The 18,653-nt window shown below is 34.3% G+C and carries 15 protein-coding genes and 2 pseudogenes; 13 read left to right on the top strand and 4 right to left on the bottom strand.

The genetic code is table 11. From position 1 onward, the window contains the following. Positions 1 to 137: 137 nt before the first annotated feature. The 4 genes and pseudogenes from WAE57_RS07995 to WAE57_RS08010 all read right to left on the bottom strand — a co-directional run bounded on the left by WAE57_RS07995 (position 138) and on the right by WAE57_RS08010 (position 4,775). Positions 138 to 2,330, bottom strand: a complete 2,193-nt coding sequence (locus WAE57_RS07995) for a polysaccharide biosynthesis tyrosine autokinase (protein WP_337709862.1) — start codon at positions 2,328 to 2,330, stop codon at positions 138 to 140. Between the two features lie 18 nt (positions 2,331 to 2,348). After that, positions 2,349 to 2,777, bottom strand: coding sequence for a low molecular weight protein-tyrosine-phosphatase (locus tag WAE57_RS08000; protein WP_337709864.1), 429 nt, complete (start codon positions 2,775 to 2,777; stop codon positions 2,349 to 2,351). 1 nt (position 2,778) lies between these two features. After that, positions 2,779 to 3,816 carry a polysaccharide biosynthesis/export family protein gene (locus tag WAE57_RS08005; RefSeq protein ID WP_337710037.1) on the bottom strand — a complete coding sequence of 346 codons (1,038 nt, stop codon included), beginning with the start codon at positions 3,814 to 3,816 and terminating at the stop codon, positions 2,779 to 2,781. Between the two features lie 211 nt (positions 3,817 to 4,027). Next, a pseudogene (locus WAE57_RS08010) lies at positions 4,028 to 4,775 on the bottom strand (IS5 family transposase). 131 nt (positions 4,776 to 4,906) lie between these two features. Here WAE57_RS08010 and WAE57_RS08015 point away from each other — a divergent pair. From WAE57_RS08015 to WAE57_RS08075, 13 genes and pseudogenes are all read left to right on the top strand, one after another. Further along, a pseudogene (locus tag WAE57_RS08015) lies at positions 4,907 to 5,652 on the top strand (IS5 family transposase). 158 nt (positions 5,653 to 5,810) lie between these two features. After that, positions 5,811 to 7,088 (top strand): Vi polysaccharide biosynthesis UDP-N-acetylglucosamine C-6 dehydrogenase TviB, encoded by a 1,278-nt coding sequence (gene tviB, locus WAE57_RS08020; RefSeq protein WP_337709866.1) that lies wholly within the window; start codon positions 5,811 to 5,813, stop codon positions 7,086 to 7,088. Positions 7,089 to 7,119: 31 nt separating this feature from the next. Then, positions 7,120 to 8,604: an oligosaccharide flippase family protein gene (locus tag WAE57_RS08025; RefSeq protein WP_337709868.1), complete on the top strand. Its 1,485-nt coding sequence runs from the start codon at positions 7,120 to 7,122 to the stop codon at positions 8,602 to 8,604. After that, positions 8,605 to 9,879: a hypothetical protein gene (locus WAE57_RS08030; protein ID WP_337709871.1), complete on the top strand. Its 1,275-nt coding sequence runs from the start codon at positions 8,605 to 8,607 to the stop codon at positions 9,877 to 9,879. Beyond that, positions 9,876 to 10,862, top strand: coding sequence for a polysaccharide pyruvyl transferase family protein (locus WAE57_RS08035; protein ID WP_337709873.1), 987 nt, complete (start codon positions 9,876 to 9,878; stop codon positions 10,860 to 10,862). Before WAE57_RS08030 ends, WAE57_RS08035 begins: the two co-directional genes overlap by 4 nt. A gap of 148 nt (positions 10,863 to 11,010) precedes the next feature. Further along, on the top strand, positions 11,011 to 12,087 hold the full coding sequence (locus WAE57_RS08040) for a glycosyltransferase family 4 protein (RefSeq protein ID WP_337709875.1): 1,077 nt from the start codon (positions 11,011 to 11,013) through the stop codon (positions 12,085 to 12,087). After that, positions 12,084 to 13,193 (top strand): glycosyltransferase family 4 protein, encoded by a 1,110-nt coding sequence (locus WAE57_RS08045; protein ID WP_337709877.1) that lies wholly within the window; start codon positions 12,084 to 12,086, stop codon positions 13,191 to 13,193. The genes WAE57_RS08040 and WAE57_RS08045 overlap by 4 nt, the downstream gene beginning before the upstream one ends. A 76-nt stretch (positions 13,194 to 13,269) precedes the next feature. Next, positions 13,270 to 14,298 (top strand): EpsG family protein, encoded by a 1,029-nt coding sequence (locus WAE57_RS08050; protein WP_337709879.1) that lies wholly within the window; start codon positions 13,270 to 13,272, stop codon positions 14,296 to 14,298. A gap of 2 nt (positions 14,299 to 14,300) precedes the next feature. Next, a complete protein-coding gene (locus WAE57_RS08055; RefSeq protein ID WP_337709881.1) occupies positions 14,301 to 14,726 on the top strand; it encodes a hypothetical protein in 426 nt (141 codons plus the stop codon). Positions 14,727 to 14,882: 156 nt separating this feature from the next. Beyond that, complete coding sequence (locus WAE57_RS08060; RefSeq protein WP_337709883.1) at positions 14,883 to 15,842, top strand: glycosyltransferase; 960 nt, start codon at positions 14,883 to 14,885, stop codon at positions 15,840 to 15,842. A 26-nt stretch (positions 15,843 to 15,868) separates the two neighbouring features. Beyond that, a complete protein-coding gene (locus WAE57_RS08065) occupies positions 15,869 to 16,996 on the top strand; it encodes a glycosyltransferase family 4 protein (protein ID WP_337709884.1) in 1,128 nt (375 codons plus the stop codon). Between the two features lie 53 nt (positions 16,997 to 17,049). Next, positions 17,050 to 17,655, top strand: coding sequence for a sugar transferase (locus WAE57_RS08070; RefSeq protein ID WP_337709886.1), 606 nt, complete (start codon positions 17,050 to 17,052; stop codon positions 17,653 to 17,655). Further along, a complete protein-coding gene (locus WAE57_RS08075) occupies positions 17,642 to 18,649 on the top strand; it encodes a glycosyltransferase (protein WP_337709888.1) in 1,008 nt (335 codons plus the stop codon). The genes WAE57_RS08070 and WAE57_RS08075 overlap by 14 nt, the downstream gene beginning before the upstream one ends. The last annotated feature ends 4 nt before the right edge of the window (positions 18,650 to 18,653 follow it).

Genomic DNA, 18,653 nt, shown 5'->3' on the forward strand with positions numbered 1-18,653 from the left:
AGTCTGAATATATAAAACATTTCTCATACAATAAAATATCTGTTTTTTATTTCCGTAAAATAAGCCTCAAAAGCTAAAGTCAGTGATTTCCACTGGCTTTAGCTTACAATGCTTTAAAAGATATCGATAAAAAAGATTTAATCATTATCTTTCGAGGCCTTATAACCATAAGTATAGTTATAGCCATAGCCATAGCCATAAGCGCCCGAGCCACGTTGAATATCATTCAGAATAAAGCCATTGACCTTAACATTGACTTGTTCAAAACGATTGACAGTTAATTCCAGTTCTTTCATCTGTGATTTTGCATATCGTGCGATGACTAAATTTACACCCGCATATTGTGAAATGATAATACCGTCTGTTACTGCTAGTACAGGTGGGGTATCGATAATAACGTGATCATAGCGGGGTGAAATTTGTTCTAAAAGTTCCGAGAATTTTGCTGAACTTAAAAGCTCTGAAGGATTCACAGGACTTTTGCCACGAGTAATTACATCCAGGTGGGGAACGTCAGTAGATTTAACAATACTTTCAAGTGTTTGTTGACCATTTAAATATTCCGCTAAACCCGCTTGATTGTCTTGGGTAAAGTATTTATGCAAATAACCACGACGCATATCCCCATCTATAATCAAGACCCGTTTATTACTTTGTGCCAAAATTGTCGCTAAGTTGGTCGAAATAAAGGACTTACCGACTTCTGGAGCGGGGCCGGAAATCATGATGATATTGTTTTTGGCTTTGCTTAAAGCAAAATGAATGGCGGTACGCATGCTACGTAAGCTTTCGATGGCAATATCATCGCTATTTTTAATGGCCAAAATAGGAATATGCTTTTTCTTTTTCAGCAGTTTAATACGACTTTCTTGAACTGGTGAACGCGGAACAGTGGCATAGACAGGTAAATCCAGTTCATTTTCAATCTGATTAGCATCTTTAATTCCAGAGCGCATCATATTGCGTAATAAAGCCAGTAAGGTTCCAAGAAAACCGCCCAGAAAGATGGATAAAATCAGAATCTGTAATTTCTTCGGCGCAATTGGTTTAATTGGCTCAACGGCGGTATCTACAATGCGGACGTTACCAATTTCACCTGCTTTGGCAATACGCAATTGCTGGTATGAGTTAAGCAGGGTAGTATAAAGTTGCTGCTTGACTTCAACTTCACGGTAAAGCTGCAAATAACGGCGTTGCAAGTCTGGCAACTGTTTTAAGGTGTCATTCAGCTCAGCAATTTTCTTATTGATTGCGCCCAGTTGAGCATTCATTTGCTCCATCACCGGATGTTCATTGGTGTATTTTGCAGCAGCTTCCGCCAGTTTCTGCTCCAGTTCAGCTTTGGAGGTTTCAAGTTGAATGCTCTGGGTTAAATACAGTTCAGATTCTTTGGTCACGTCAACAGTATTATATTGTTGGCGGAATTTATTAAATTCTCGTTCGGCCACATCCAGCTGCTGTTTTAATTCAGGGAGTTGTTCATCTAAGAACTTCAATGTTTGAGCTGTTTCAGCAGAGCGGCGTTCAATATTTTGTTGACTATAGGCAACCAGAATTGAGTTAAGGACTTTGGTAATATGTTGTTTATCTTGACCTTGATAATTGAGGCCCAAGATGCCGGTCATTTTACCTTTTTCAGCTACAGAATAGTTATCTGTAATTGAACTCATTGCTGCGGGTAAAGACATTTTTTGAATGTTGTAGCGGTCTTTTAACTGACTTTGGGTATAAATGGCCACTTTCCACGTGCCATATTCATAATGATGTTGATTATTCTGATTGATTGGGGCGCTCAAAACCACCTGATTGGTGGCAGGATCTGTCAGGCTAAACGTATTATTCTCAAAATTAAGCAGCAAATTTTTGTCTAAATATGCAGCCGGAACTTCAAACTGACGTACCTCGAAGGATTTGGCATCATCTTTAAATCGTACTGATTTAGCCTGGTATTGGGTTTGATAATCATGGGGATGTAATAAACGATCAAAAAAACTGTTTTCTGTCCCTGAAATTTTTAAATCAAGGTTTAAGTTTTTAATGACTGAACCCAGTACCAAACGGGATTTTAGCAGTTCTATTTCAGCTTGAGCGGGTTGCTTCTGCTCAATCATATTGGATAAATCACCCAATAAAGCAGCAGAAGTTCCCTTGCTTTCTTCAACTTGGACCAATGCATCAACTGAATAGGTATCCGGTGTGACTCTTAAATACAGTAAGGCACACACCAGACTTAAAATGACACACAGGGCAATCAGCTTCCATTGAGCAATCAGCGAGAAAAATAGCTCTTTTAAATCAATTGTATCTTCAGTATTGGTATTTTGGCTCATAATCTTGCTATCAAAAAGTTAAATATGTTGTGTCCAGTCGCGAATACATTCTTGTATGAGCTGACAGGTTTCATCAAAGACCAATTGCTCATGCTGGTAAGGGTCAGGAACGTTTTTGCCTTGCCAATGCCCTAAGCGAAAAGTTTTTCCTTTCGCAAAAGGCCAGGTCTGCTCTATATGCTTTTGCTGATTTTGACTCATCACTAAAACCAAGTCTGCTTGCTTAATTTGCTTTGCATCCAGTTTTTTCGCAGTATGAGTACTCATATCAATACCCAAATGCTGCATACAAAGTGTAGCTTTGGGGTCTGCAGCATGGCCGACTAAAGCAGCAATACCTGCGGACTCAATATGAAGATTCGCATACTGCTGTTTTAAGAAATATTCAGCCATCGGACTACGACAGATATTGCCTACACAAACCACAAGAATATTTTGAATATTCATGTTAATTGCCCAAATTGTTGGAGGCATTAACAAGGCTAGAAAAAGGGATAACCTGATTAATTACACGTTGCCAACGCGCCAAGCCTGAAGCATCGACATAGACAATATCATTACTGCGCATTTTAAACTGATTGGCTAAACCAAAATCAGCGATACTAGTCAAGTCCATCTGGTAGACCTCAGTATGTGTAGCATTTGGCTGACTACGTACCACATAAATTTTACTGCGGCTGGCAGACAGCGGATTTAAACCTAAACTTTCACCCAAAACATCACTTAAACTCATGCCTTGATCACGTATAGGTAAGGACTGGTTTTTACCCGATTCACCCATCACATAAATTTTTTGGTTTTCACGTGAATTGACATACAAGGTGTCATTTGGTTGGATTAATAAGTTGTGTAAAGAGAGTCCGGCTTTTTCCAGCTCAATCGTATTGAGTTTATACGTACGACCTTGTCTGACCAGAGTAATCGAAGTGTTATCGCCCTGCTGAGAGTTCACACCACCTGCCATACCTAAAGCGGTATATACACTGATAGGTTGATCGCTCAGTGCGAATTGTCCGCTCTTAGAGACATTACCTTGTACAGAAAAGTGCTGACCTTGATAAGACACCACCCGTGCAATCACATCAGGTGTTTTTAAATAACGGGTAAGCTGGCTACGTAATTCCTGATTGATCTGGGTTAAGGATTTTCCAACCGCCTTATATCGACCAATCATGGGAAATTGAATATAACCATTTTGGTCAATCTGATAACCATTATTAGGGTCGGTATTACTTCCTGAAATTTCAGGATAAGCCCATAAATAAATAGAAAGAACATCGCCCGCACTGAGTTTATAATTTTTATGAGAAGTATTAAATAAATGCGAATAATCTTGACGAAGATTAATTTCGGCAGGCTGTACCGCAAATAAGGATTCTTGAGTGAGTTTAATGATATTCACCTGAGTGCCTAAATCCGTTTGGTAAACTCCTTCATTTGGTAAGTCATAAGTTTGTAAACCAGAAGTAATTGCACAACCTGCCATGGAGCAACTTAAAACCAATAAAGCAGCGTATTGAATTTTTCTCACTCTAAACCCTATTGTAAAAATTATTAAGAACTTGAATTCGATCTATTCTACCTTTCTCATCACAAAAAAAATATGACAAATTGTAACCTATTTATGATGGTTAAATAGATGAAAGGTATTTAATTAAAAAAAGAATCTACTATTCAATGTAGGGTCTATTGACATTTCATAATGGTAGCCAAATAAATATGCAGGCTAAAGCGACAGAATTTTCATAGTTCCGCTTTAGCTAGTCATAACGAGTAGAAATGCCCCTGAATTGTTTAAGTCTTGCAAAAGCATTCTCAACTAAGTGTCTAATTTTATATAAATACCAATCTATGTCTGTATTACTAATTTTTGAGTTGTGTCTTCTAGGAATATTCGCTTGAGTTCCTGTGCTATTTATCTTTGCTCTGAGCGATTCTGAGTCATAACCTTTGTCAGTGCACAATATTTCTGTATTTTTCAAGTCCAAACCATCAATTAAATCTGGTGCAACCTTTACATCATGCGTTGTTCCATCATCAATAATAAATTCTATAGGAGTGCCATTTGCATCAACAGCTAAGTGAATTTTAGAACTGTTTCCGCCACTGCTCTTTGAAAAATGGCCTGATGTTTGACTCCTGCTGCATGCTGATGTGCACGAACATGATTGGCATCAATAACACCCATTCCAGATCTGTATGCTTTGACAATAATTTAAATATTTTTATTAACTTACTGTATTTGCATCAACGCGTGAACTTCTTAAAAATGGAGTTTGGCTTACCAAAAACTTCAGGTAAATCGCGCCAGGGGCATCTAGTTCGAATTCGATAAAGAATAGCTTCAATAAAATTTTGAAGATTCTGTTTGAGGTAAATGCCAAAATTATGGACAATAGATTTGAGCTTTAACCAGTGTTGATCAGTCAGCATTGTACGAGGCATAGCGAGGAGTAGATTTGGTTTGGCGATTGATTCTACTTTCTCGCTATTTTTTTGCACAGCAAATGTCAACAGACTCTAGGGCGTGTCATCAATTAACTTGAGGAAAACCGCTTTGTCCTCATTATACTTTTATGACTAAACGCTATGCATTAAGAGATGATCAGTGGGAACAGATTAAAGATCTGTGTTACCTGAACGAACGGGTACTGTTGGAGTAACGGCCAAAGACAACCGACTATTTGTTGAAGCGGTATTGTATCGGTATCGTTCAGGTATCCCGTGGCGAGACTTACCAGAACGCTTTGGTGATTTTAGAGTCGTGCATACCTGTTTTAGCCGTTGGGCTAAAACAGGTATATGGCAGAGGGTCTTTGAAGTGCTGTCACATGACAGTGACAATGAATATGCTATGTTAGACTCCACTATTGTACGTGCTCATCAACACAGCGCTGGGAAAAAATCAGGCGATTGGACGCAGTAAAGGTGGCTTAAGCACCAAAATTCATGCCCGTACTGATGCTTTAGGCAACCCGACAGGATTTATCTCGCTGATGGGCAGGCCCATGACTTAAACGGTTCAGATGTGTTGCTGGACTTATCGTTGAGCCAGACCTGGCTTATGGATAAAGACTACAACTCCAGGGATCGGGTCATTGATCCAATTTTAGAGGCGAAGGGTCAGGTTGTGATGCCAGCAAAAAGTAATTCTATTGATCAGCGTGATTATGACCGGCATCTCTACAAGGCAAGACACCTGATCGAGAACTTTTTTGCCAAGCTCAAGCAGTATCGTGCTATTGCCACACGCTATGATAAATTGGCTCAAAACTTCTTATCAGCGATTTACCTGGCTTCAACAATCATCTGGCTTAATTGATGACACGCCCTAATAGAAACCAATTTTTCTGAAAATATTTAGTTAGTTTTTTTAATGGATATTTATATAAATTAGTAACAGAAAAAACTTGATTTTCTGCTATAGTTACAGTTGTTTTTATTTACCTCTTAGATTATATAAATAAGCAAGGCTCAAAAATGCTAACTTTGTCAGAACTCAAGATTGCTGTGATTGGTCTAGGCTATGTCGGCTTACCTTTAGCAGTCGAATTTGGTAAAAAAGTATCGGTAGTGGGTTTTGATATTCATCAACAACGGATTGATGAATTAAAGAGTGGATATGATCATACCTTAGAAGTTTCGACAGAAGAATTAAAACAAACCAGTCAACTCAGTTATTCTGCAAATTTAGCAGACTTAAAAGACTGCAACTTCTTTATTGTAACAGTGCCTACTCCGATAGATGACTTTAAACAACCTGATTTAACGCCTTTAATTAAAGCTTCAACCAGTATTGCTAAGGTATTAAATAAAGGGGATGTGGTTGTCTATGAATCAACTGTATATCCCGGTGCAACTGAAGAAACCTGTATTCCTGTTTTAGAGCAAGTTTCAGGTTTGACATTTAACCAAGACTTTTTTGCCGGTTATAGTCCAGAACGTATTAATCCAGGGGATAAGCTACGTCGTGTTACCAATATTTTAAAAATAACCTCGGGTTCTACGCCTGAAGTCGCAGACTTCGTAGACCAAGTTTATAATTTGGTTATTGAAGCAGGCACATATAAGACTTCAAGTATAAAAGTGGCTGAAGCTGCGAAGGTGATCGAAAATACCCAGCGTGATGTGAATATTGCTTTAATTAATGAATTGGCTTTGATATTTAATAAATTAGGGATTGATACCGAAGAAGTATTAAAGGCAGCAGGTACAAAGTGGAATTTTTTGCCTTTCCGCCCAGGTTTAGTGGGAGGGCACTGTATTGGTGTCGACCCCTACTATTTAACCCATAAAGCACAGTCTATTGGTTTGCATCCTGAAATTATTTTAGCTGCACGTCGTTTAAATGACCGTATGGGTGAATATGTTGCCACTCAGTTAATTAAAGAGATGGTGAAGAAGCGTATTCAGGTTGTGGGTTCTAAAATTTTAGTGATGGGTTTAAGTTTTAAAGAAAATTGTCCTGATATACGTAATACCAAAATTGTAGATATGGTTAATGCTTTAAAAGAATATGAACTAGACTTAGATATTTATGATCCTTGGGTGGATATAGATGAGGCTAAACATGAATATGGTTTAACGCCCATTACCCAGTTACAGGAGCATTATTATGATGCAGTAATATTAGCTGTTGCACATGATCAGTTCAAAGCTATGAGTAGCCAAGATTTTAGAAATTTAGGTAAAGAAAAGCATATCTTATATGATTTAAAATATGTTTTAGATAAATCAGAGACTAATATACGTTTATAGGCTAATTCCCTCATATTTTGGATCTTGTATTTTGAGTGAAGTAAAAACAGGGATTATTTTATCCTATTTAACCATCGTTGTAGTCAATGTTGCAGGTTTAATTTCTACCCCTATTATTGTTCGTGCATTAGGTGCTGAACAATATGGCTTATATTTAGTCTTAGGCTCATTAATTGCCTATATTGCATTATTAGATTTAGGAATGACCAGTACCATCACTCGCTTTGTGGCGAAATATAAGGCACAAAATGATATTGAAACAGAACAGAAGTTTTTCAGTATCATTTTTCGGGTGATTAGTTTTATTATTTTAATGATGTTGGGTCTTGGTGGAATTCTGTATTTGAATTTAGACACTTTGATTCAGACAGAGATATTAAAAGATAATCTAAATATTGTTTTCGCATTATTTCTGTTCACCAGTATTATTAACTTAATTACAGGTTTTTTAAATGGTTATTTAACCGCATATGAGAAATTTATTTTCTTAAAAACTGTAAATTTAGTGAAGTGTTTGTTAAGACTAGGGATTATTCTGGCCTTATTTATACAAATCGGCAGTATTTTCTTCTTAGTTTTAATTGATTTTGTATTGGCTTTAGCTGTACTGCTGTGCAGCTTATTTTATTTTTTTAAAGTTTATCCACATCGATTTAACCTAAGCTATTACGATTCAAAATTTTTAAAAGAATTGTATAAGTATGCATTTTGGGTGTTTGTACTCGGATTGATTTCACAAATCCAATGGCAAACAGGACAAATTCTGATTGGCTATAAAATTGATAACACTGCAGTGGCCATTTATGGTTTAGGTATTTTATTGGGTACCTATTATGGTGCATTTTCAACGGCAGTTTCTGGCGTATTTATTGCACGCACCACCTATAAAGTCTACCAAAATAATAGTATGCAAGAACTCACTGAGTATATGGTCAAAATTGGTCGAATTTCAGCGATTGTCTTGATGTTGATTTTGGTGAATTTTGTCCTGATTGGCCAGAATTTTATTCGCCTTTGGGTGGGTGATGACTATCAACAAGCTTGGTTTGTAGCTTTGCTCATTATGATAGTGTATACCGTGCCTTTATTACAGGCAATTGCGAATCAAGTGTTGGATGCAAAAAAATTATTTAAATTTAAAGCCAAAATCTATTTGGTATTTTTAAGCTTAGGCTTGCTATTGGGGTATTTCTTGATCGATTATTATTCAGTGTATGGAATGATCATTGGAATAGCAGCAGGTTGGATTATTTCACTGATCATTATGACGACGTATTATCATAATTTTCTCAAGCTCGATATGGTTTATTTCTTTAAGAAGTTAATCAATATATTTAAGGTATCTTTAATTACAGTTGTAATTGGATATTTTATCGCTGAAAATGTGAACGGTGATTCTTGGCTTATTTTTGCCTGCAAAGCAGCATTAATTTCGATGCTTTATTTTGCACTCATGTATAAGTGGGGAATTTCAAATGAAGAACGAGTTTTTGTGCAGAGAATTAGAGGTAGATAAATGGCCAGTATAAAAATTAATAGTATCATTTTAGAAGAATCTGGACATAAAATCATATATCATTATGAAATTCCAAAAGAACTGAAAAAGTATTTCAAAGATGACTTTTTTGCACGTTATGACGTCAGTGTAGAAGGTGTTCCTGAAAGTATTTTGGTGATTCCATTTGTGGCAAATTTATTACCTATTTCTTGGATGCTGGGGTTTGATATTGTCGTCAGTGAAATTGATGATAAATTCCATGCTGGTATGCAACACGTTAAAGAGATTTTTGCCAAAGAGTTTCCACAGATTCATCAGCAAAAATCTGACATTGTGGCGCAGCAATTAGTGAGTAATCACAGCGAACATAAAACAGATGCGATGTTGTTTAGTGGCGGGGTGGATGCCTATGCCACTTATTTTAGAAATTTCCACAAACAGCTTGAACTCGTGTTGGTACGTGGTGCTGATATTCCGCTGGATGATCACAAACAGTGGCAAACGGCACTCGATAGTATGGAGTCGGAGCGAATTCTCGACAACAATCCAAAGCGCTATATTGAAATGAACTGCCGTGATTTTTATAGCTATCATGTCACTGAGTTAGTGCAAGGAGGTGGTTGGTGGGGCAAAGTGCAACATGGCCTGAGCTTAACTTGTTCGGTAGCACCGCTTGCCTACGTGTTAGGTTATGGCAATTTAAGTATTGCAGCCACACATAACGTCAACTTTAGAATATTTTGGGGCTCAATGCCTGAGATCGATCAAAATACCCGTTGGGCAGATACTTTTGTCCATCACGATGGTTTCGATCTTACACGTATTGATAAAGTAGAATTAATTGTAAAGAATGCTCAGCAATTGCCATATAACTTAAATTTACGTGTTTGTTATTCTGAATTTAATCATGGCTTAAACTGTAGTGAGTGTGAAAAATGTTATCGTACTATGCTTGCGATTACTGTATTTGGGGGCAATCCAAATGATTATGGCTTTAGGGTGGGTCCTCAACTGTATGATGATGTCGAAAAGATTGTGCAAGATGGTTTTGCCACCAAGGGTATTCGTTACGACTGGGAAAAAACCTATCATAAACTACAATTACAGGATGATATCTATCAATTTGAGGGTCATCCACATAGTAAACAACAACTTGAGCAAAAACTTGCACAAGGTTTAGCGCTGGAAATTGTGCAACGTACATCTTTTATTGACAAGTTTAAAAGAAAAATTATTGGGATCTTCCCAAATGCATTTAAGGTTTATTTAAAAATTAGAGGTTCAATGAGATGAAACATGGTTTGATGATTTATGATGAAAACCAGCGTACCTTCAATATAGGAGACTATATTCAAAGTCTAGCGGCAAAACAGTTTTTACCGAAGGTTGATACATTCATTAATCGTGAAAAACTCGCACAATATCAAGGTGATGATATCCAACTGATTATGAATGGTTGGTTTACACATAACACTACCAACTGGGTACCTGTAGATAAAATTCATCCACTTTTAGTCTCATTCCATATTAATAATACTGCTGCACCGAATATGCTCAGTGCAAAAGGGATTAACTTCCTCAAAAAAAATCAGCCGATAGGTTGTCGTGATCACTTCACAGTGGAACAACTCAAAACTAAAGGCATTGAGGCGTACTTCTCGGGTTGTATGACTTTAACCTTAGACAGCTATAAAATTGATGATTCAGAGCGTGGCGATGACATTTATATCGTTGATCCGTTGTATGGCTTCCCGAATAAGCAACGTATTTTCTATGACGTACGTTCAGTCTTACGTTCAGTGCGTAATGGTGAAATCTTTAACATGCACATCAAAGATCAATTTATGCAAGAGATCTTTACGCCAGAATTTTTAGCAAAAGCACACTATATTGAGCAAGAATTACCGGCACGTACCTATACCGAAGAGCAGAAGTTTGCGATGGCAGAAGACCTGTTGCATAAGTATGCCCGCGCAAAACTTGTGATTACTTCACGTATTCACTGTGCTTTACCATGTTTAGCTTTAGGTACACCGGTGATTTATATCAATGGTTTCGATAGCTTTGTCGATTCATGTCGTTTAGATGGGTTAGCGAATTTATTTAACCGCATTGATATTGAACGTAAGAGTAAAAAAGTCATCAATAACTTTGGTTTAGAAAGCAAAATTGGCTTGGACTTCAACGTTCAAAATACCAATGCACATGTTCCTTATGCTGAAGCTATGAAAAAACGTTGTCGAGAGTTTATTAATGAAGCTACTGTATCTCACTAACGGTATTTGTGATAGCTTTAGATTTAGCATGTCTCTTGAAAGGATTGATTCTTTATATAGAGTGTCGGCTTGCTTAATTTCTTTGATCTACATATTTAATCAGTTCTTATGTTGTGAATTTTATTATTGATAGGTCTTATAAGTTGTCATGAAAATACTGTATATAACAAATGGTATTAATGGTTCAGGTGGACTAGAAAGAGTTCTATCAATCAAAGCTTCTATGCTTGCTGACCAATATAGTTATGATGTTAGTGTTTTAACTTTGAATGAGCCAAATAACCAATCATTTTATGATTTCAGTCCAAGTATTAAAATAGTAAGAGTTAATACAACTCGGCGTAATAGTTTAGATTATTTCCTATCATATTGTCGTGAGCTTCAAAAAGAAATTTATAATATACAGCCTGATATTATATGTATATGTGATGATGGCTTGAAGGGATTCATGCTCCCTTCTCTGATTAAAACGTCTGCAAAATGGGTCTATGAAAGACATGCATCAATAAGTTTAAATAATGCAAATACTACTAAAGGTAAAATTTCATCTTACCTAATGAAAAGATTTGCTAATAATTTTGATAAATTTGTTGTCCTTACGCCTTCTAATATAAAAGAATGGCGAACTGCTAATACAGTAGCTATTGCTAATCCATTAAGTTTTGAAAGTGAAAATCATGGTTTAGTTTCTAGTAATTCGATTATTGTAGTCGGATCGCATTCTTTCAATAAGGGTTATGACATTTTATTAGATATTTGGCAAAATATCGAAAAATGCTATCCTAATTGGGAATTAAATGTATACGGTAAAGTTGATAAAGAAAAGACATTCATAAACTTAGCAAAAAAGCTTAATCTTAAGCATATAAACTTCTTTGAACCTACTCAAAACATTAAAGATAAATATCTTGAGTCTTCTATCTTAGTAATGACATCTCGTTCTGAAGGGTTTGGTATGGTGCTTATTGAAGCAATGGCTTGTGGTTTGCCTTGTATTAGTTTTGACTGCCCTTCAGGTCCAAGAGATATAATTGCTGATAATGAAGATGGTTTTTTGATTGAAAATGGCAATAGTAAGCTTTTTCAACAACGTTTAGAGTACCTGATGCAAGATGCAACTTTAAGGAAAAATATGGGTAAAAAAGGTTATGAAAATGTTAAACGTTTTTCTGCAAATCATATTGTAGCTACTTGGAATAACTTATTTAAAGAATTGATGAAATGAAAAAAATTCTTATTGCTACTGATCAGATTCATCTACATGGTGGTATTGAGAAAGTTATGGCAACTAAAGTCAACTATTGGGCAAATTTACCCAATGTAGAAGTGATTATCTTGACAAGTGAGCAAAATAATCTTCCACCTCGTTATTCTTTAGATAATCGAGTAAAACTTTTAGATTTGTGTGTTGATTATAATCGTAAAAAATCTTATCTATCTATTGAAAATATTGTAAAAGCTATTAAACACTTTGTTAGACAACGAAAAATCTTTAAGAAAATCAATCCAAATATAATTATTTCACCAAGTTACAGTTTTGATCACTTTTGGTTGCCTTTTATTAAAAACAATGCATTACTTATAAAAGAATGTCATAGTTCAGGTCATAACTCATTAAAACAAAAAGCAAGTACTTCGTTTTTTAATCGAATTAAATTAGGTTTTAATGATTGGATAGCTAAAAAGTATAATCATATCATCGTGCTTAATGAAGATGAGAAACAATATATCTCAGGAGAGAACACTGTTGTTATACCCAATCCAATAGACTTATCAGACTTAATGGCAGATGTTCGAGCTAAGCAAGTTATTGCTGCTGGTCGATTATCACCGATTAAACGATTTGATAAATTAATTGAGGCATGGGTATTAGTGCATAAAGCTATGCCGGATTGGCAGCTACATATTTATGGGCAAGATTATCTTAATACTAAGCAAATGCTTCAACAACAAATAACTGATTTAGGGCTTGATAACGTAGTTGTTCTTAAAGACAGTGTGCCGAATATTCCTGAAGTTATGACAGAATATAGTATTTATGCTATGACATCAGAATCTGAGTGTTTTCCAATGGTATTGCTAGAAGCCTTATCTGTTGGGCTTCCTATAGTCAGTTTTGATTGTCCAAATGGTCCAAGGAATATTATTAAAAATCAGCAAGATGGTATTTTAGTACCTAGTGGTGATATGCAAGCATTAGCAAATGTTCTGTTGAAATTAATGGGTAATATTGAGAATAGATCTGTAATGAGCAGACAAGCTAAGAAAAATATTGAAAGATTTTCTACCTCCAGTGTTATGAAGCAATGGCAACGACTATTAGGTATATAAGAGTATGTTTAATTTAATACCCTTAGAGCATTATACATCTATTTATTATTATGTGTTATTGATGATTGTGCTCTTAATGTTTTTATATACCCAATTAACAGTCTTTGATTCCAAATATGAAAGTAATAAAATTTTTATTAAGGTGTTAGCTTTAGTAACATTTCCATTTGTTTTTATTTATATGGGAGCAAGACCATTAAGTGGTTATTATTTTAATGATATGACCACTTATAATCAGATTTTTGAAGCACTGAGATCTTATGGGAGTACAGCACTTCCTGAAAATGATTTTTTCTTTTATCAATATATGTTGGCTACTTCTAAAGTAATGGAGTCTGAAGGTTTTTTTTTGCTGACAGCTTTCTTCTACACTTTACCAATTTATGTGGTTAGTAAAAAATTATTTAAAAAATATTGGTTTTACTCTTTTTTATTATTTGTAACATCACTTTCTTTTTGGAGTTATGGTACGAATGGTATTCGTAATGGTCTTGCAACATCTATATTTTTATTAGTATTTTCCACTCGCAACTTAACCTTAAGAATATTAATATTGTTATTAGTTGTTAATATTCATTCGTCAATGCTTATTCCAGCATTAGGTTATTTAATTACATTAATAGTTTCTAGGACTACATTGTTGCTTTATGGGTGGTGTTTGGCTATTCCTGTTTCTTTAGTTGGTGGAGGCTTTTTCCAGAGTCTGTTTGCTAGCATGTATAAGGATGACAGAACTAACTATCTAACGGAAGGAAATGTCAATAATGATGTATTTTCATCAACTGGATTCCGATGGGATTTTCTTGCATATAGTGCAATTGCCGTAATTATAGGTTATTATTTTATTTATCGTAAACATTATACAGATAAAATATATCATGTAATTTATGGTACATATCTCATAGCAAATGCACTTTGGATTTTAGTTATTAAGGCTAATTTTTCAAATAGGTTTGCATATTTATCATGGTTTATTATGCCACTGGTTATTATTTATCCTTTGTTAAATCAGCCAAAAACAAAACAGAATCATCAGCTTGTTGGTTATAGTGTATTATTATACTTTTTCTTCACATTCTTTATGTTTATTAGTTCAAGTACATAAATATGAAACAGCTAACAGTATTTACGCTAACATCCAATAGAGCCTACCTTTTACCTCAGTTATTTGAGAGTTTACAAAGACAGGCGAGTAAAGAATTTGTTTCTTTAGACTATTTATATCTACTTATTGATCAAGATTATGACTTAAAATCTATTGATGATGTTTTTTGTAGAGTTGAATATCAAGAAGATGGCTCCACAAAAAACATATTTAAACAATATATTGGATACCCAAACGGGTTTGCTTGCTCTCGTTTGTTTCATTTTAAAATATTTAAAGAATGCTTTGAAAATGCTATTCATCTAGTATCGTCAGCAAGTTTTTTAAATGGATTTGCTAATTTATCTTGGTTCTTAATGCCATTAGTTCTAATTCATCTTGCCTTAATTAATTCATCAAAAAAAACAGAGATAATTTTATTTTATTAGACCTTTTTCGTAAGTGGGGGTAAAATTTGAGTAATACCTTGAAAATAAAATATTTTTGCTGTTCAAATTTTGACTAGCACAAAAAATTTGTTAATAACTGTTTTTTTATTTACATTACTAATGAAGATTATTTATTCATTATAGGTTGGTTGAATTATGACTAAAGTTTTATCCATTGTTATTCCAATGTATAATGTTGAAAGATTTCTAGTAGAATGTGTAAGTAATATTCAAATTTATGATATAGATTATGAAATCATCATGGTTAATGATGGGTCACCCGATAACTCTATTAAAGTCGCTGAAGACTTAGCCAATAGAAACTCAAAAATTAAAGTTATTAGCCAGGAAAATAAGGGGTTAGGTGGAGCGCGAAATTCAGGAATAAATGCTGCAAAAGGTAAGTATATTTTATTTTTAGATGCTGATGATATATTAGTAAAGCAGTCTTATAGTTTTTTGAATGTATCACAATTAGATATTATAGAATTTTCTTCTAAAAACATAGATATCAACGGTAATACTTTATCTACTTTTAGAGCTGAGAATATTGAATTATATGAAGGTATAGAGTATTGTTTAAATAATAATATTATGTTTTCTGCATGTAATAAAATTTATAGTAAAAATTTTTTAATAGAAAATAATTTGTTTTTTAAGGAGCATTTATATATTGAGGATTTTGAATTTAATACGAGAGCATATTTTCTTAGTAAGAACGTGGGTTCAAAATCAGAGTATTTAGAATTTTTCCTCCAATCAAAAAATTCTATCACTCGTAACAACGACATTATAAAAAAGAAAAAACTTGTTAATGATATATTAAATGTAATGTTACATATCAATTCTTTTAAAGAAGGACTTGATTTATCTAATATTGAGAGTGTTTATTTTGATACAAGATTAACTTATTTAAGTGTGGATTTAATGTATCACTCAGTTAAAAATAAGTTGCCTTCTGAATTTTTCAAAGAAAAACTAAATATAGCACAAAAACAAAAAGTTTTTCGTTTGGATAAAGAGCTTCCCCATAAACAAAAGAATTTTTTTAGAAAAATTCTTAAAAATAAATTTATACTTTTAATATGTATCTCCCTATATGGATTATATTATTAAGTGAAAATTTTTGAGATTTAAAACTTATGCAAAAAAATAAATTCTTTTTAATTACTACTGTACCTATTTCTTTAATTTTTTTTAAAGACCAAATAGCGCAACTTAATAAGGATTTTGATGTAACACTTATAAGTTCTCCAGGTAAAGAGTTGGAATCTACCGCAGAATTAGAAGGTGTCAAATACCAACCGCTTACAATGAAGCGTGATATATCGATTAAAAACGACATTATAAGTTTATTAAAATTTCTATACTTATTTGCTAGAGAGCAACCTAATGTAATTCATTGTAATACTCCTAAAGCTTCTCTTTTAGGTTTATTAGCAGGATTTATTACAAGAGTTCCTGTACGAATTTATTATGTACATGGCCTACGTTATGAGGGGGCTTTAGGGAAAAAGAAGAAGTTCCTAATACTTTTAGAAAAAATAAGTTGTCTTTGTGCTACACATATTATTGCAGTAAGTTATGGTATCAAGCAAAAATTGAAAAATGAATTAACTGACAAAAAAGTTTCTGTTATTCATCATGGTAGTGCCAATGGTATGCCGGTAGAGAAGTTTTTAACAGAAAATTATGATGACTCCGCTATTCGAGAATCATATGGTATTACCAAACAGGATTTTGTCTTTGGTTTTGTTGGGCGATTAGTAGCTGATAAAGGTATTAATGAGTTAGTCTATGCTTTTAATATGCTTGAACAAGAAAATGTTAAATTGGTATTGGTGGGTGGGTATGAACATGAACTAGATCCACTCAGTCAAGAAACATTAGATATTATTAGGACAAATCCAAATATTCTTGAGTTAGGTTTTCAAAATGATGTAAAAAAGTTTTTGGCTATAATGGATTTATTTGTATCACCTTCATATCGAGAAGGATTTGGTTTATCTGTACTGGAGGCGAATTTAATGAAGGTGCCTGTGCTCGTAACATCTATTACTGGTTACTCTGAAATTATTCAAGAGGGAAAAAATGGATTTTTTGTCAATCCTAAAGACACTTTGGCATTATTTAGTAAAATGGAACAATTTTCGAAATCTCGAGTTTCTTTATTCGCAATGAAACAACAATGTTATGATGAAGTTGCTACCAAATATAACCATAAAGAAGTCCTTGAAAAGGCATTAGATTATTATGCACAATTTAAATAACTTGCTATACCGAAACTCTCTAGAAATTTTATTTTTCAAGTAATTGATATATTATGTTAAAACGTCTCCTAGATATTATTATTGCTTCTATAGCCCTTATTTTACTATCACCGCTGTATTTTTATGTAGCCTATAAAGTGAAAAAAAATCTGGGTTCACCTGTTTTGTTTCGTCAAGTACGCCCAGGTTTACACGGCAAACCTTTTGAAATGATTAAATTTCGTAGCATGAAAGACACAGTAGATGCACAAGGCAATCTCTTGCCAGACAGTGAACGCTTACCCCTATTTGGTAAAATGCTGCGTTCTACCAGCCTAGATGAAATGCCAGAATTGTGGAATGTGATTAAAGGTGATATGAGTATTGTAGGACCACGCCCGCTACTCATGGAGTATTTGCCTTTATATAATACCGAACAAGCTAAGCGTCACAATGTGCGTCCAGGTATGACTGGTCATGCACAGGTAAATGGGCGTAATGCAATTAGCTGGGAAGAAAAATTTAAACTTGATACTTGGTACGTAGAAAATCAGTCGACTGTGCTTGATTTTAAAATTATGTTTAAAACTGTGCATAAAGTCATTGCAAAAGATGATATTAATGCGGCAGATAATGCACCAATGTCAAAATTTGAAGGTTCTAAAAATGACACAAAATAATAACATTCTGCTTTCAATCATTATTCCTGTTTATAATGTAGAGAATGTAGTTACTTTTTGTATAAATTCAATTTTTAATCAGAACTTGAATCCTGAGAATTTTGAAGTCATTTTAATTAATGATGGTTCTAAAGATAACTCATATAATGTGTGTTTATCACTCAGTCAAAAGCATTCTAATATTCGTGTGCTTAATCAAGAAAACTCAGGCCAAAGTGTGGCACGCAATCGTGGGATTGATGAGGCACGTGGCCTCTATTTGAATTTTATTGATTCGGATGACTATATAATTGATGGTTACATGAATGAGATCCTAAAATTTGCATTGAGAGAAGACTGTGACTTTATCGGTTTTGGTAGTAAGCAAGTATGGAGTCGTAAAAACGAGCAGGGTGCTGTGCCTTTAGAAGTGTCTTTACAAGGGGAGGGTAACTACATTCTTTCTGAATATAACTACAATAACGGCCCTTGGTGGTACATTTTTAAAAAAGAAAAGCTCGGCAGTTTACGCTTTATTTCAAAACGTCTTTGTGAAGATGGTTTATTTACAGCAGAACTGATTGCAGTCTCTCAAAAAGTCAGTATTATCAAAAATGTGGTTTATTGCTATGTTGATAATCCTGAGTCGACAGTAAATACTAAGAATGTCGCACGCCAGATCAAACTGCGTGATGATATGTTCTTTGCTGCGTCACATTTCAACAGTATTTTGATGAAGTTAGATAAAAGTAATCCCTATTATCAAGCCGCGTATCAGCGTTTAAAAGAGCGTCAAGAAACCTATATTTTCTATGGTTTAATTCGTTGTATTAAAACCAATGAACCTGTACCAAATATCATGCAAAAGCTTGCAGAAACAAAGAATGAATACCCAATCAAAAAATTCTCTGGGTATGGGAGATGGTATAATAAAGTGTTAATTTTTATCCTCAATAACAAGTTTTTATTATCGACCGCAGCAAAAGTTAACCATATGCTTAAAATTGTAAAGTGAAATA

The organism is Acinetobacter sp. NS-4 (assembly GCF_037402435.1).
Classification (GTDB): Bacteria; Pseudomonadota; Gammaproteobacteria; order Pseudomonadales; family Moraxellaceae; genus Acinetobacter.